Annotated in this window: 10 protein-coding genes and 1 pseudogene; 7 read left to right on the top strand and 4 right to left on the bottom strand. The window is 72.4% G+C overall.

What is annotated here, in order from left to right; genetic code table 11:
* Nucleotides 1–2 precede the first annotated feature (2 nt).
* Nucleotides 3–692: a pyroglutamyl-peptidase I family protein gene (locus M3147_RS17925; protein WP_251204774.1), complete on the bottom strand. Its 690-nt coding sequence runs from the start codon at nucleotides 690–692 to the stop codon at nucleotides 3–5.
* Nucleotides 693–952: 260 nt separating this feature from the next.
* Here M3147_RS17925 and M3147_RS17920 point away from each other — a divergent pair, with 260 nt between their 5' ends.
* The 6 genes and pseudogenes from M3147_RS17920 to M3147_RS17895 all read left to right on the top strand — a co-directional run bounded on the left by M3147_RS17920 (nucleotide 953) and on the right by M3147_RS17895 (nucleotide 7,748).
* Nucleotides 953–2,593, top strand: a complete 1,641-nt coding sequence (locus M3147_RS17920) for an ABC transporter substrate-binding protein (protein WP_251204773.1) — start codon at nucleotides 953–955, stop codon at nucleotides 2,591–2,593.
* On the top strand, nucleotides 2,590–3,546 hold the full coding sequence (locus M3147_RS17915) for an ABC transporter permease (RefSeq protein ID WP_251204772.1): 957 nt from the start codon (nucleotides 2,590–2,592) through the stop codon (nucleotides 3,544–3,546). Before M3147_RS17920 ends, M3147_RS17915 begins: the two co-directional genes overlap by 4 nt.
* The gene (locus M3147_RS17910; RefSeq protein WP_251204771.1) at nucleotides 3,543–4,421 is read left to right on the top strand and encodes an ABC transporter permease; all 879 of its coding nucleotides are present in this window, start codon (nucleotides 3,543–3,545) and stop codon (nucleotides 4,419–4,421) included. Before M3147_RS17915 ends, M3147_RS17910 begins: the two co-directional genes overlap by 4 nt.
* On the top strand, nucleotides 4,418–5,263 hold the full coding sequence (locus tag M3147_RS17905) for an ABC transporter ATP-binding protein (protein ID WP_251204770.1): 846 nt from the start codon (nucleotides 4,418–4,420) through the stop codon (nucleotides 5,261–5,263). The genes M3147_RS17910 and M3147_RS17905 overlap by 4 nt, the downstream gene beginning before the upstream one ends.
* On the top strand, nucleotides 5,260–6,075 hold the full coding sequence (locus tag M3147_RS17900; RefSeq protein ID WP_251204769.1) for an ABC transporter ATP-binding protein: 816 nt from the start codon (nucleotides 5,260–5,262) through the stop codon (nucleotides 6,073–6,075). Before M3147_RS17905 ends, M3147_RS17900 begins: the two co-directional genes overlap by 4 nt.
* A pseudogene (locus M3147_RS17895) lies at nucleotides 6,018–7,748 on the top strand (ABC transporter substrate-binding protein). Before M3147_RS17900 ends, M3147_RS17895 begins: the two are co-directional and overlap by 58 nt.
* A 111-nt stretch (nucleotides 7,749–7,859) precedes the next feature.
* Here M3147_RS17895 and M3147_RS17890 read toward each other — a convergent pair.
* Together M3147_RS17890 and M3147_RS17885 are read right to left on the bottom strand one after the other, a co-directional pair.
* Nucleotides 7,860–8,909: an alpha/beta hydrolase gene (locus tag M3147_RS17890; protein WP_251204768.1), complete on the bottom strand. Its 1,050-nt coding sequence runs from the start codon at nucleotides 8,907–8,909 to the stop codon at nucleotides 7,860–7,862.
* A gap of 13 nt (nucleotides 8,910–8,922) precedes the next feature.
* Nucleotides 8,923–9,462: a GNAT family N-acetyltransferase gene (locus tag M3147_RS17885; protein ID WP_251204767.1), complete on the bottom strand. Its 540-nt coding sequence runs from the start codon at nucleotides 9,460–9,462 to the stop codon at nucleotides 8,923–8,925.
* 1,341 nt (nucleotides 9,463–10,803) lie between these two features.
* Between M3147_RS17885 and M3147_RS19875 the strand changes: the two genes are divergently transcribed.
* Entirely contained in the window at nucleotides 10,804–12,177 is a 1,374-nt protein-coding gene (locus tag M3147_RS19875; protein ID WP_439954211.1) for a DEAD/DEAH box helicase, read from the top strand.
* A 105-nt stretch (nucleotides 12,178–12,282) separates the two neighbouring features.
* On the opposite strand, the gene M3147_RS17875 is transcribed toward M3147_RS19875, so the two are convergent.
* Entirely contained in the window at nucleotides 12,283–14,415 is a 2,133-nt protein-coding gene (locus tag M3147_RS17875) for a RecQ family ATP-dependent DNA helicase (RefSeq protein WP_251204766.1), read from the bottom strand.
* Nucleotides 14,416–14,424 lie beyond the last annotated feature (9 nt).

Here is a 14,424-nt window from a genome sequence, read left to right as displayed (position 1 = left end):
GCTCACCACTCCCACTCGTTCGCCGGGACGTCGAGGTCGGCGTCGGGGTTCGCGATCGCGGCCGCGGCGGCGATCCGCACGGCCTCGGCCTGGAGGCGGAGGTCCATGCTCGGGCCGTTGCTGCCGATGCTCGCGACGTGGCCGGGGGTGTCGGGCAGATGGATGAATCCGGCACGGCTCGTGAGCCCCCGCTCGGCCACGAGGTGCAGGGCGGTGTACATCACCGCGTTGCAGCCGTGCGTGGACGCGGAGTTCGAGAGGAGGGCGGGGATGCCGCGTTCGCGGATCGCGTGCGTGATGGCCTTGATGGGCAGCGTCGCGAGGTAGGCGGTGGGGCCGTCGGCGTAGACGGGGTCGCCGGCCGGGCGGTAGCCGTCGTCGTCGGCGAACTGGAAGTCCTGCACGTTCGCGGCGATGCGCTCGATCGAGACGGTGCTGCGCCCGGAGAACACGCCCGTGGAGAGGATGACGGCGGGCGGCGTGGCGGCCTCGTCGAGGATCGGCGCGAGCGCCTCGGCGGGATGACGGTGCCAGGCGAGGCTCCGGCCGACCAGCAGGTGCCCGGCCACGGTCTCGCCGTCGAGCTCGGCGGCGAGCTCGGAACTCGGGTTGACCGGGTAGCGCAGGTCGGTGCGTTCGGCGGTGTCGCCGAACCCGCCGTTGCCGGTGATCAGGATCCACGGTTGGCTCACGTCTCGCTCCTTCGCATCACGGATTCGACGTGCCGGGAAGCCACCGGACCACGTCGTCGCCGGACCTCACGGTAGCTCATGCCGAGACGAAAAGGAACGTTACATTCGAAAAAAAGAACGTTCCATTTGCTTGACAGCGATCCGCGCCGCCGTGTTTACTCATCCGCAGACGGCCCCCATCGGCCACCGCAGGCGGAACCCCCCGACCGCACCCGGAACGCCGTCGATCGCACGTACCCACGACGAGGTGAGGAGCAGTGATGAGGCGCACAGCCAAGGCCGCCCGACGGGCCATGATCGCAGGAGGCGCGGCAGCCGTCGTGGTCCTCGCCGGGTGCGCGTCGCCCGCGGCCCCCGAACGCTCCGACCCGGCGGCGGTCGACGTCGTCGAACTCACCCCGGCCCCGACCGGCGAGCTCGACCGCATCACCTGGGCCGTCTCCAGCGAACCGGCCTCGCTCGACTGGATCTACAACGCCGACAACACCACCGGCTCGATCCTCGCGAACGTCTGCGAGGGCCTGCTGCGCCTCGCTCCGGACCTCTCGCTCGAGCCCGCGCTCGCCGAGTCGTTCGACCACCCCGACCCCACCACCTGGGTCTACACCCTGCGCGACGGGGCGAGGTTCCACGACGGCTCGCCGCTGACCGCCGACGACGTCGTCTTCAGTCTGCAGCGGCACCTCGACCCCGCCGCCGGCTCGTTCTGGTCCGGCGCGTTCGCGAACGTCGCCTCGATCGACGCCACCGGGCCGCTCGAGGTCACCGTCACCCTGAGCGCCCCCGACGAGCTGTTCAACGCCTACCTGTCGAGCCCCGCCGGCATCGTCGAGCGCGCCGCCACCGTGCAGGAGCTCGGCGAGCGCTACGGCACACCCCAGGGCGGCGTGAACTGCATCGGCCCGTACGAGTTCGACCGCTGGGACTCCGGGCAGACGATCACCCTCGTCCGCGACGACGACTACTTCGACGCCGAGCTGCGCGCCAAGACCGAGACCGTGGAGTTCGCCATCGTGCGCGACCCCGCCGCGGTCGTGAACGGCCTGCTCTCCGGCTCGCTCGACGGCACCTGGGACGTCGCCCCCTCGGCGATCACCCGGCTCTCGGGCAGCGGCGTCGGCACCGTCTACTACGGGCCGAGCACGCAGGGCTACAACGCGATCGTGATGGACCCCACCGGCCCCCTCGCCGACCCCGTCGTGCGCGAGGCCCTCTCCATGGTCATCGACCGGCAGGCCATCATCGACGTCGCCATCGCCGGCGCCGGCCAGGAGCAGCGCGCCCCCGCGGTGCCCGGCACCTGGGGCTACGAGCGCGACGCCTTCCGGGCCGCCTGGGACGACATCGACTCGGCGACCCTCGACCTGGATGCCGCGAAGGAACTGCTCGCCACCACCACGGCGCCCACCGAGCCGATCGTGCTCGCCACGACGAGCGCCGAGGCGCAGACGCCCGTGATCGGCGCCGAGATCCAATCGGCCGCCGCCAAGATCGGCCTCGACGTCGAGATCAGCTCGGTGCCCGTCGACCAGTACTACGCCGTCTACACCGACGCCGAGGCGCGGAAGGGCATCGACCTCTACCTCACCGCCTGGGGCACCGACTTCGCCGACCCGCTGCAGATGTACCGCTACTTCGAGACGGGCAACTTCTACAACTTCTTCGGCTTCTCGAACCCCGACTACGACGCCCTCATCGCGCAGGCGGGCACTCAGTCCGACCCCGCCGAGCGTGCGGCATCCATCGTCGAGGCGCAGCGGATCGTCGTCGACGAGTCGCTCTGGATCCCGCTCTACGCGCCCTACAACACGATGTTCCTGAACGCCCGCGCCACCGGGGCCCCGGCCTCCTACGTGCAGCTGCACTCGCCGTGGGCGGCGATGATCGGGGCCGCCGGATGAGCGCCTGGCTGCTCCCGCTCGCGCGGCGCGTCGGCTCCCTCGCCCTCGTGCTCCTCGCGACCTCCTTCATCGTCTTCGGGGCCATGTACCTCGCGCCCGGCTCGCCCGAGTCCTTCCTCGTGCGCGGCAACTCGGTGACGGCGGAGACGCTGCAGGCGATCCGCGACCAGTACCACCTCGACGAGCCGTTCCTGTCGCAGTACGTGCTGTGGCTCGGCGGCGTCGTGCAGGGCGACTTCGGCCTCTCCATCCAGTTCCGCCAGCCGGTCTCCGAGCTCATCGCGAGCCGGGTGCCGACGACGGCGCTGCTCGTCGGCTACGCCGCGGTGCTGATCCTCGTGATCGGCGTGCTCGTCGGCGTCCTCGCCGCGGTAAAGCGCGGCGGCGTCGACGGCACGGCGATCGTCGTCAGCACGGTCGCGATGGCCACCCCGTCGTTCGTCGTCGCGATGGCGCTCACCTCGCTGTTCGCGGTGACGCTCGGCTGGTTCCCGGCGTTCGGGGCGGGGGAGGGCTTCGGCGACCGGCTCTGGCATCTGACCCTGCCGGCGGTCGCCCTCGCACTCTCCTCCGCCGCGCTCGTGCTGAGAACCACGCGCACCTCGATGATCGGCGCCCTCGGCAAGGAGTACGTCGAGACGGCCAGGGTGCGCGGCTTCTCCTCCTCGCGCGTGGTGTGGGGGCAGGCGTTCCGCGGCGGCATCGTGCCCGTCGTGACCCTCGCCGGCCTCGTCATCTCCGGCCTGCTCGTGACGACCACGATCGTCGAGACGGTGTTCGGCCTGAACGGCATCGGCTCGCTGCTCGTGCAGGCCGTCAACGTGAAGGACTTCCCCGTCGTGCAGGCCGTGATCCTCATCATCGTCGCCGTGTTCGTGCTCTCGAACCTCGTCGTCGACCTGCTCTACCCGGTGCTCGAACCCCGCGCCCGGGCGAAGGGAGGCGCACGGTGACGCTCCCCACCACCGAGACGCGCTCGACGCACCTGCTCACGCGGCGCTCCTGGCTCGCCATCCGCCACCGCGGCAACGCGCTCACGCTCGCCGCCGTCATCGCGCTCGGCGTGCTCGTGCTCGTCGCGATCCTCGCGCCCGTCATCGCGCCGTACGATCCCAACCAGGTCTCCCTCATCGACGCCCTGCAGCCGCCGTCGGCGGCCCACCTGCTCGGCACCGACGAGGCCGGCCGCGACGTGCTCTCCCGGGTCATCTGGGGCGCACGGATCTCGCTCCTCGGCCCGCTCGGCGTCGTGCTCGGCTCGACCCTCATCGGCGTGACCGTGGGCGTGCTGTCGGCCTGGCGCGGCGGGTGGGTCGACGCGACCGCCTCGCGCTTCGTCGAGATCCTCTTCGCGTTCCCCGGCGTGCTGCTCGCCATCCTGATCGTCGCGGTCTTCGGCCCCGGCCTCGCCTCGACCGTGGTCGCGCTCGCCGTCGCGTACATCCCGTACATGGCGCGCACGACCCGGAGCGTCGCACTCGCCGAGCGGCAGACGCCGTACATCCGGGCGCTCGAACTGCAGGGCATGTCGGCCTGGCGGATCACCTCGCTGCACCTCGTGCCGAACATCGCCCCGTTCGTGCTGGCCCAGGCGACGCTGTGCTTCGGCTACGCCATGATCGACCTCGCCGGCCTCTCCTTCCTCGGCTTCGGCGTGCAGCCGCCCGAAGCCGACTGGGGCGCCATGGTCGCCGCGGGCCAGGCCGCCCTGATCCAGGGCTCGCCGGCCCCGGCGCTCGCGCCCGGCGTCGTCATCGTCATCGCCGTCGTCAGCTTCAGCCTGCTGGGCGAGGGCATCGCCGAACGCGTGAGGAGGACGAGCGCATGAGCGGATCGAACCAGCAGGTGGATGCCGCGGTGCTCGCGATCGATGACCTCCGCCTCGACGTCGGCGCCGGAGAGACCGCCGTGCGCATCCTCGACGGTGTCGGCCTCAGCTGCGCCGCAGGCGAGATCGTCGGCCTCGTCGGCGAGTCCGGTTCGGGCAAGTCGATGACGCTCCGCGCCGCCGTCGGCCTCGCACCGAAGGGCGCCCGGCTCACCGGTTCGGTGCGGGTCGCCGGGCGCGAGCTCGTCGGCGCCGGACGCCGCGAGGTGCTGCGGGTGCGCCGCGAGGTCGCCGCGATGATCTTCCAAGACCCGCGCGCCCACGTGAACCCGTACCAGCGCATCGGCGCGTTCGTCGCCGACGGCCTGCGCCGCACCCGCGGCTGGAGCCGCACCCGCGCGGCGCAGCAGGTCGTGTCGCTTCTCGACGAGGTCGGCCTGCCCGATCCGGAGACGCTCGCCGACCGCTACCCGCACGAGCTCTCGGGCGGCATGCTGCAGCGCGTGATGATCGCCTCGGCGCTCTCCACCGAACCCCGGCTGCTCCTCGCCGACGAGGCCACCACCGCGCTCGACGTCACCACGCAGGCCGAGATCATGGGCCTGCTGCGCCGCCTCCGCGAAGAGCGCGGCCTCGCGATCGTGTTCGTCACCCACGACCTCGACCTCGCCGCAGCGAGCTGCGACCGCATCCACGTCATGCAGTCCGGCGTCGTCGTCGAGCAGGGCCGCGCCCTCGACGTCTTCGAACGACCCGAGCACCCGTACACCCGCAAGCTCCTCGACGCGATGCCCTCCAGGCTCGACGCCGAGGCGCCCACGCCGATCGGAGGCGCCGCGTGAGCATCCTCACCGTCGAAGGGCTGAGCAAGAGCTACGACCACGGTCGGGTGAAGGCCGTCACCGACGTCTCCTTCGAGCTCGCCCAGGGCGGCTCCCTCGGCGTCGTCGGCGAGTCCGGCTCCGGCAAGACCACCCTCTCCCGGCTCATCACCGGCATCGAGCAGGCCGACGCCGGGCGCATCGTCGTCGCCGGCACCGAACTCGAGGCGCGCACCTCGCGGCGGGCCCGGCACGAGCGCGCCGGCATCATGCAGATGGTCTTCCAGGACCCGTACCAGAGCCTCGACCCGCGGCAGACCCCCGAGGAGGCGATCGACGAGATCATCACCCTGCACGGCGGCCTCCGCGGCGCGGCCCGCACCGCCCGCCGCCGCGAGGTGCTCGACCAGGTCGACCTGCCCGAACGGGCCCGGCGCGCCCTGCCCCGCGAGCTCTCCGGCGGGCAGCGGCAGCGCGTCGCGATCGCCCGGGCGCTCGCGGCATCCCCGCGCCTCCTGCTCCTCGACGAGGCGACGAGCGCGCTCGACGTCTCGGTGCAGGCGCAGATCCTCCGGCTGCTCGCGCGCATCCGCGCCGACACCGGGGTCGCCATCGTCTTCGTCAGCCACGACCTCGAGGTCGTCCGCTCGATCACCGAGGAGCTCATCGTGATGTTCCGCGGCGAGGTGGTCGAGTCGGGCGAGACGAGCCGGGTGCTGCGCGATCCGCAGCACCCGTACACGCGCCTGCTCCTCAGCAGCGTGCCCAGACCCGGATGGGACCCCGATCAGGTCTCCCGGGACCGCCGCACCTTCCTCCGTCAGCTCGCGTGACGGTTCCGCCGTCCCGCATCCCCCGCAAGGAGAGATCAATGTCGATGTCCCGCCGCACGCCGCGACTGGCCGGGGGCGCCGCCGCCCTCGCCGCCGCCGTGCTCCTCGCCGGCTGCACCGCCGCCGGCCCGTCCCCCTCGAAGGGGACGACGCCCGAGCTCACCGAGTCGCTGCCCGTCCCGACGAGCGAGGTGGACCGCCTCGACTGGGCGCTCTACGCCGAGCCGTCCTCGCTCGACCCCATCTACCCGAACGACTTCCCGCCGATGGAGGTGCTCGCGAACGTCTGCGAGAGCCTCATGCGCATCACGCCGGACTTCACGATCGAGCCCGCGCTCGCCGAGTCGTTCAAGCAGCCCGACCCGCTGACGCTCGTCTACACCCTCCGCGACGGGGTGAGGTTCCACAGCGGGGCGCCGCTCACGGCGGACGACGTCGTCTACAGCCTGAACCGCTCGCGCAGCGACGACCTCGGCTCGTTCCACACCGCCGTGTACGCGAACGTCGCCGACATCGTCGCGACCGCGCCGAATCAGGTCACGATCACGCTCACGGCACCCGACCAGACGCTGTCGCAGGCGCTCGCCACCGGCGCCGGCCGCATCGTGAACCGGGCGTCGACCGAGGCGCAGGGCACCGACTTCGGCACCCCCGGCTCCGACCTCGACTGCACCGGGCCGTACTCGCTCGCCTCCTGGCGGGCCGGTGAGGCGATCACCCTCGAACGCTTCGACGACTACTGGGACGACTCGCTGCCCTCGCTCGTCGCCGAGGTCGACTTCTCCTTCGTGCGCGACCCCGCCGCGCGGGTGAACGCGCTGCTCTCCGGCGAGGTCGACGGCACCTGGGGCGTCCCCGCCTCCGGCTTCGCACGTCTGCAGGGCGGCGGTCAGGGCACGCTCGCCTTCGGGCGCACCTCCGGCAGCTACGTCGCCATGGTGACCTCGCTCGACGGCGCGCTCGCCGACCCGCGCATCCGGCAGGCACTCGCGATGAGCATCGACCGGGAGGGCATCATCGCCGCCGCCGTCGCCGGAGCGGCCGACCCGCTCGCCGCACCCGCATCGCCCGGCACCTGAGGCTTCGCCCGCGAAGACTTCGAGCAGGCGTACCAGGAGATCGCCGACGCGACCGGCGGCCTCGAGGAGGCGAAGGCGCTCGTCGCCGAGGCCGGTGTGCCGAGCGAGACCCTCACCATCGCGGTGACGAACTCGCAGGCGGAGATGCCGATCATCGGCGCCGAGGTGCAGCGCGCCGCGCAGGCGATCGGGCTCGAGGCGGAGCTCACCTCGCTGCCCGCCGACGGCTACAACGCGCTCTACAGCGACCCCGCCGCCCGCGACGGCATCGACCTGATCTTCTCGCTCTGGCAGACCGACTTCCCGGACCCGACGCAGATCTACCAGTACCTGGAGAGCGACAACTTCTTCAACCTCTCCGGATGGTCGAACGCGGAGTTCGACCAGGCGATCGACGCCTCGCGGGCGAGCTCCGACGACGCCGAGCGGGCCGCCTCGCTCATCGCGGCCCAGTCGATCGAGATCGACGACCCGACGTGGCTGCCGATCTACACGCCGTACAACGCGGTGTTCCTCGGGAAGGGCCTGACCGGGGCGCCGACCGCCGCCGTGCAGCTCAACTACCCCTGGGCGGCGATGATCGGCGGCGAGTAGCAAGTGGTTCGCTGAGCTTGTCGAAGCGAGGAGTCCGCTTCGACGGGCTCAGCGAACCAATCCAGGTTCGCTGAGCTTGTCGAAGCGATCGCCGCTGTCGCTTCGACGGGCTCAGCGAACCACGCCGTCGAGCGCCGCGTGCAGGAACGCCGCCACCCGTGCGCGCATCGGCGCGTCGAGGATGCCGATCGAGTGCGCCGATCCCGGCACCACGAGCGACTCGACGGGAACCCCGGCCGCCTCGAGCGCCGCGACGAACGCGGTCTGCTGCCCGAGCGGGATGACCTCCGCATCCGACTGGGCGAGGAACACCGGCGGATCGCTCGCATCCAGGTGCGTCGCCGCGGATGCCTCGGCCGCCGCCCCGCACGCGGCGTCCCCCGGGGCGCAGCCGAGGTAGTCGGTCACGATCGACCGCAGCCACGGGGAGGCGCCGTCGGTGTCGAGGGCGGGCCCGGTGAGCCCGACCGGGCCGGACAGCTCGGCGACGGCCGCCACCCGCGATCCGGTGTCGAGCGGGCCGTCGCCGCGGGCGCCGAGCAGGGCGGCGAGGCTGCCGCCCGCCGAGCCGCCGAAGGCGCCGATGCGCCCGGGATCGATGCCGAACTCCGCCAGCTGCTCGGGCTCCCGCAGCCACTCGACGGCGAGCGCCACGTCGTCGAGCTGTGCGGGGAACACGGCGTCCGGCACGAGTCGGTAGTTCACCGAGGCGGCGACGAAGCCCTCGCTCGCGAGCCACAGGCAGACGTTGCGCCAGTCCGCGTTCGCCTTGTCGCCGCGGGCCCAGCTGCCGCCGTGGATCGAGACGACCGCGGGCAGTGCGCCCGTCGCGGCATCCGTCCCCTCCGTGCTCGACGCCGACCCGACCGCGTCCGCAGGCCGGCAGACGTCGAGCGTGAGCAGCGTGCCGTCCTCGCGCACGCCGTACGGGAGGTCCTCGTCGACGACGAGCCCAGCCGGTGCCTCGAAGGTGCGGATGCCGATCGGCACCACGCTCGCGAGCTCGCTGCGGGACTCCGCGGCGTCGGGCTCGATCGGCTGCAGCGGCAGGTGGAAGCCCGAGAGCATGCCGGTCACGGCGAGGCCGACGAGGGCGGCAGCGGCGACCAGCACCAGGCGCGTGCGCCCGCCGCGACCGCCGGAGGATCGAGTGCGGGTCACGGGGGCTCCGGGTTCAGGGGTGCAGCGATGCTACCTCCGCGTCGGCCGAACGCGAAGTCAGCGCCTTCGCCATGCAGATGCTGTACTCCTCGCCCACGTACGGCCCGAAGAGCGGAACCACCCGGTAGCCGTGCTTCGCGTACAGCGCCTGGGCGGGCAGGTGCAGGGTGCCGGTCTCGAGCACGAGCTCCCGGATGCCTCGGCTCGCGGCATCCGCCTCGACCGCGTCGAGCAGGCGACCGGCGACGCCGAGCCCCCTGGCTCGTTCGTCGACGTACATGCGCTTGAGTTCGCCCCGCCCGGCGAAGTCGGCCGCGTGCTCGTCGTCCGCATGGCCACCCTCGACGAGCGCGGCGATACCGAGCGCCGTGCCCGACCCGTCGCGAGCGACGAAGAGCCGCACGCCCGGCTGCTCGAGCTGCCCGACGTCGAGCAGGAAGCAGGCCTCCGGCGGGTAGCCGAGCGAGAAGGAGTACTCGCTGCTGCCGGCAAGCAGACGCTCGATGTCGGGCTGGCGCGGGGCTTCGATGCGGATCGACACGGTGCTGGTCACGGGGCGAGGGTACGCGGCGCGTGTTTCCGCGGGATTTCGACGCACGGTGGGATGCCGGAGCGGCGCCGTCGTCGCCGCCGAGTGATGCCCGGCGCTTTCCCAGCGGCGATCGGGTATCGTTGGCAGGTCGGTTCTGGACACCGCGCTGTGCGCGGATGGGTTTGTGAGTCCTGAGGGCCGGTTCCGCAGCATCAGGCTGCGGATAGTCACCGTATGTGAACGGCCCCGGTCGACGATGCTCCCGGGTTCTCGGTGTGCCGCGCCTCGCGGCGGCACCGCCATGTACTCAAGCAAAACCCAGGAAGCACCACCATGCCGAAGAACAAGAAGCCCGCGGGCGGACGAGCCCACGACTTCGACCCCTCGTACGCGAAGAGCAGCCGCGCCGGTCGCCCGGCAGGCAGCGGCAAGCCCGGCTCGCGCAGCCCCGGCCACCGCGGCTACCGCCCCGAGGAGGCCTCCGACCGCAAGCCGCGCTGGACGCGCGAGGAGCGCACCGAGAGCGGTCGTGCCCCGCACCGCTCCGAGCGCGACGGCCGCGACGACGCTTCGACGGGCCGCCGCCCGGGCCGTTCGTACGATCGTGACGAGCGCGCCCCGCGTCGCTTCGACCCTTCGGCGGGCTCAGCGCACCGCCGGGACGACCGCCCGGCGCGTTCGTACGATCGGGATGATCGCGCTCCGCGTCGTTCGTACGATCGTGACGATCGGGCTCCGCGTCGCTTCGACCGTGATGAGCGTGCGCCGCGTCGCTTCGATCGGGATGAGCGTGCGCCGCGTCGATTCGATCGGGATGACGCTTCGACGGGCTCAGCGAACCAGCGTGGCCCGCGTCGGTTCGATCGGGATGACCGACCGGCTCGTTCGTTCGATCGTGACGACCGTCCGCGTCGTTCGTTCGATCGGGATGATCGCGCGCCGCGTCGCTTCGATCGGGATGACGCTTCGACGGGCTCAGCGAACCAGCGTGGCCCGCGTCGTTTCGATCGTGACGACCGTCCCGCGCGTTCCTTCGATCGTGACGAGCGTCCGCGTCGTTCGTTCGATCGTGACGAGCGTGCGCCGCGTCGGTTCGATCGCGATGAGCGTCCCGCGCGTTCCTTCGATCGTGACGACCGCCCGCGTCGTTCGTTCGACCGGGACGGCGCTTCGACGGGCTCAGCGAACCAGCGCGGCCAGCGCCGCGACTTCGACCGGGACGGCGCTTCGACGGGCTCAGCGAACCAGCGCGGCCAGCGTCGGGACTTCGACCGTCCGGGCTTCCGGGACTCGGAGCGTCGCCCCTCCTCGTTCTACCCGGCGAAGGACGAGCGCAGCCACTTCTCCCCGGAGGACGACGTCGTGCTCGAGCGTCTCGAAGCGAAGGCCATCCAGGCCGACGAGGTGGACGGCATCGGCTTCGGCGAGCTCGGCCTCGGTGACAACATCGTCCGCGCGCTGAAGGAGCTCGGTGCCGAGTCGCCGTTCCCGATCCAGGCGGCGACCATCCCCGTCGTGCTCGAGGGACGCGATGTGCTCGGCCGTGGCCGCACCGGCTCCGGCAAGACCATCGCCTTCGGCGCGCCGACCGTGGAGCGGCTCATGCAGCTCTGGGCCGAGCAGCAGCGCGACACGGAGAACGGTCCCGACGGTCGCCGCAAGCGGCAGATGGGCCGCGCCCCCCGCGCCCTGATCCTCGCGCCGACCCGTGAGCTCGCCCTGCAGATCGACCGCACCGTGCAGCCGATCGCCCAGTCCGTGGGACTGTTCACCACGCAGGTCTACGGCGGTGTGCCGCAGGCCCGCCAGGTGGGCGCGCTCCGCCGCGGCGTCGACATCGTCATCGGCACGCCCGGCCGCATCGAGGACCTGCTCGCGCAGGGACACCTCGACCTGTCCGACATCCGCATCACGGTGCTCGACGAGGCCGACCACATGTGCGACCTCGGCTTCCTCGAGCCGGTGCAACGCATCCTTCGCGAGACCCGCGACGGCGGCCAGAAGCTGCTCTTCTCGGCGACGCTCGACACGGGTGTGGCCACGCTCGTCGAGGAATTCCTCGACGACCCGGCCGTGCACGAGGTCGCCGGCGAGGACCAGGCCTCCGGCACCATCGAGCACCGCGTGTTCGTGATCGACAACCGCGACAAGCGCGACATCGTCGCCCAGCTCGCCGACCGCGACGGCAAGACCCTCGTCTTCTCGCGCACCCGCGCGTTCGCCGAGGACCTCACCGAGCACCTCGGGGACGCCGGCGTGCGCGCCGTCGCCCTGCACGGCGACCTGAACCAGTCGCGACGCACCCGCAACCTGCAGCAGCTCACGAGCGGCCGGGTCGACGTGCTCGTCGCGACCGACGTCGCGGCCCGAGGCATCCACGTCGACGACATCGACCTGGTGATCCAGGCCGACGCGCCCGAGGAGTACAAGACCTACCTGCACCGCTCGGGCCGCACCGGCCGCGCCGGTCGCACCGGCCGGGTCGTGACCCTCATCCCGCGCAACCGGCAGCGTCGCATGAACGAGCTGCTCGACCGCGCCGAGATCGAGGTCGACTTCGAGGACGTGCGCCTCGGCGACGAGCTCCTGTTCGACCTCGGGCCCGTCGAGGTCGCGGCTGCGCCCGAGCCGGCTGACGCCGAGCTGGCTGACGCCGAGGCGGCTGCTGCAGAGCCGGCTGACGCCGAGCCGTCTGACGACGCATCCGTCGAGCAGGGCGAGACGCCCGCCGAGTAGGCGCGTCGCCCGCCCGGCGACCTGTCTCCGAACGAACCCGTCCGCACCCGAGCAGGGCTGCGGGCGGGTTCTTCGTCTGCCGGGGGCGACGCGGCGGGGCCCGCCTCAGCCCCGGAGCGCGAGCACGAAGGGCAGTACTTCTGCGCCGCCCGCCTCGCGCAGCGTGCGGGCGGCGACCGTGAGCGTCCACCGGCTGTCGGCCTGGTCGTCGACGAGCAGCACCGGGCCGTCGGGCAGTTCGAGGCCGTCGGCGGAGAACCGCCCCCACACGCCGGCCAGGCGGAACGCGCTGTTGCCTCCCGGCTCGCCGCTCGGCCCACCCTCGACCAGCTGCAGTGCGCCGAGGTACGGCAGTCGGCCGATCTCGGCGAGACCGCGGGCGAGCGAGTCGACGAGCTGCGGCCGCGAGCGTGCGGGCATCGCGACGACCGCGGCCGGGCGCTCGGCCCAGCCCCAGCCCGCGAGCACGCGCACGCAGGCGTCGAGCACGCGCGGCGGCACCGGCTGGTCTGGAGCGCCCGCGGCGAAGAGCTCGCGCAGCACGCCACCCCAACCGAGGTCGGTGAGCCTCGCGAGGGCTCGGCCCTCGGCGGCGCGGGCCTCGACGGGGATGCGGCCCTTCACCGGTACGCCGAGCGAGTCGGCGCCCGTCGGCCACTGCGCGCGCGGTTCGATCGGGACGCCCACCCGGTCGAGGGCGCCGCGGGCGGCCGCCGTCGCCTCCTGGCCGATGGCCGCGGGGTACCAGGGACCGGCGCAGCTGTCGCAGCGGCCGCACGGGGTCGCGGTGTCGTCGTCGAGGCTGCGCTGCAGGTAGGCCATGCGGCACTCGGAGGTGCGCTCGTACTCGAGCATGTGCTGCTGCTCGGCGACCCGCTCGGCCGCGATGCGGCGATAGCGCTCGGCGTCGTACACCCACGGTTCGCCGGTGGCGACCCAGCCGCCCTGCACCCGACGAACGGCCCCATCGACATCGAGCACCTTGAGCAGCAGTTCGAGCGGCGTGCGGCGGATATCGACCATCGCCTCGAGCGCCGGCGTCGACACGGGCTGATCGCCGAGCGCGGCGATGACGCGGCTCGCGCGCTCTTCGTCGGGCATCGAGGCGGTGGCGAAGTAGTGCCAGATGTCGCGGTCTTCGACCCCGGGCAGGAGCAGCACGTCGGCGTTGTCGGTCGCTCGGCCCGCTCGGCCCACCTGCTGGTAGTACGCCACGGGGGAGGAGGGGGCGCCGAGGTGCAGCACGAAGCCGAGGTCGGGCTTGTCGAAACCCATGCCGAGCGCACTCGTGGCGACGAGCGCCTTGACCTCGTTGCGCTTCAGCATGCCCTCGGACTCGGCCCGCTCGTCGGGGTCGGTCTGGCCCGTGTAGGCGCGCACCTCGTGCCCGTGCTCGCGCAGCAGCCGGGCCGTGTCGACGGCGGCGGCGACCGTGAGGGTGTAGATGATGCCGGAGCCCGGCAGCTCGTCGAGATGACCGAGGAGCCAGGCCAGTCGGCTCGGCGAGTCGGGGAGCTCGAGCACCCCGAGGCGCAGCGAGGCGCGGGCGAGCGGCCCGCGGATGGTCAACACCTCGGCCGAGGCGTCCGCCCCGCCCGTCGTGAGCCGGCCCGAGGCGTCGGCGACGGTCGCCCCCAACTGTTCGGCGACGTCGGCGACCACCCGGCTGTTCGCGGTCGCCGTCGTTGCGAGCACCGGCACGCCCACCGGCATGCGCGCGATGAGCTCGCGCAGGCGTCGGTAGTCGGGCCGGAAGTCGTGCCCCCAGTCGCTGATGCAGTGCGCCTCGTCGATGACGAGCAGGCCGATGCGATCGACGAGCCGCGGCAGCTGCGTCTCGCGGAAGGCCGGATTGTTGAGCCGCTCGGGTGAGACGAGCAGCACGTCGACCTCGTCGTCGGCGAGGCGCTGCTCGACCTCGCGCCACTCGTGCGCGTTGGTGGAGTTGATGGCGACCGCGCGCACCCCGGCGCGCTCGGCCGCCGCGATCTGGTCGCGCATCAGGGCGATGAGCGGCGAGACGAGCAGGGTGGGGCCCGCGCCGGCGCGGCGCAGCAGCAGGGTCGAGACGAAGTACACGGCGGACTTGCCCCAGCCGGTGCGCTGCACGACGAGCGCTCGGCGGCGCTCCTCGACGAGGGCGCGGATGGCCTCGAACTGGCCGTCGTGGAAGTCGACGTCGTCGCGACCCACGAGTTCGCGGAGGGCGTCGAGGGCAGCGGGGCGCAGTTCGGTCATGGCATCCAG

Source organism: Agromyces mediolanus (genome assembly GCF_023715325.1).
GTDB classification, from domain to species: domain Bacteria; phylum Actinomycetota; class Actinomycetes; order Actinomycetales; family Microbacteriaceae; genus Agromyces; species Agromyces mediolanus_A.
Note: the sequence above shows the minus strand (reverse complement) of the source record. Positions and strands in the feature narration are given on the sequence as shown.

Coding starts and splice junctions, on each gene's coding strand:
- M3147_RS17875 (WP_251204766.1), bottom strand. CDS start 14,415: ATGACCGAACTGCGCCCCGCTGCCCTCGACGCCCTCCGCGAACTCGTG.
- M3147_RS17920 (WP_251204773.1), top strand. CDS start 953: ATGAGGCGCACAGCCAAGGCCGCCCGACGGGCCATGATCGCAGGAGGC.
- M3147_RS17915 (WP_251204772.1), top strand. CDS start 2,590: ATGAGCGCCTGGCTGCTCCCGCTCGCGCGGCGCGTCGGCTCCCTCGCC.
- M3147_RS17905 (WP_251204770.1), top strand. CDS start 4,418: ATGAGCGGATCGAACCAGCAGGTGGATGCCGCGGTGCTCGCGATCGAT.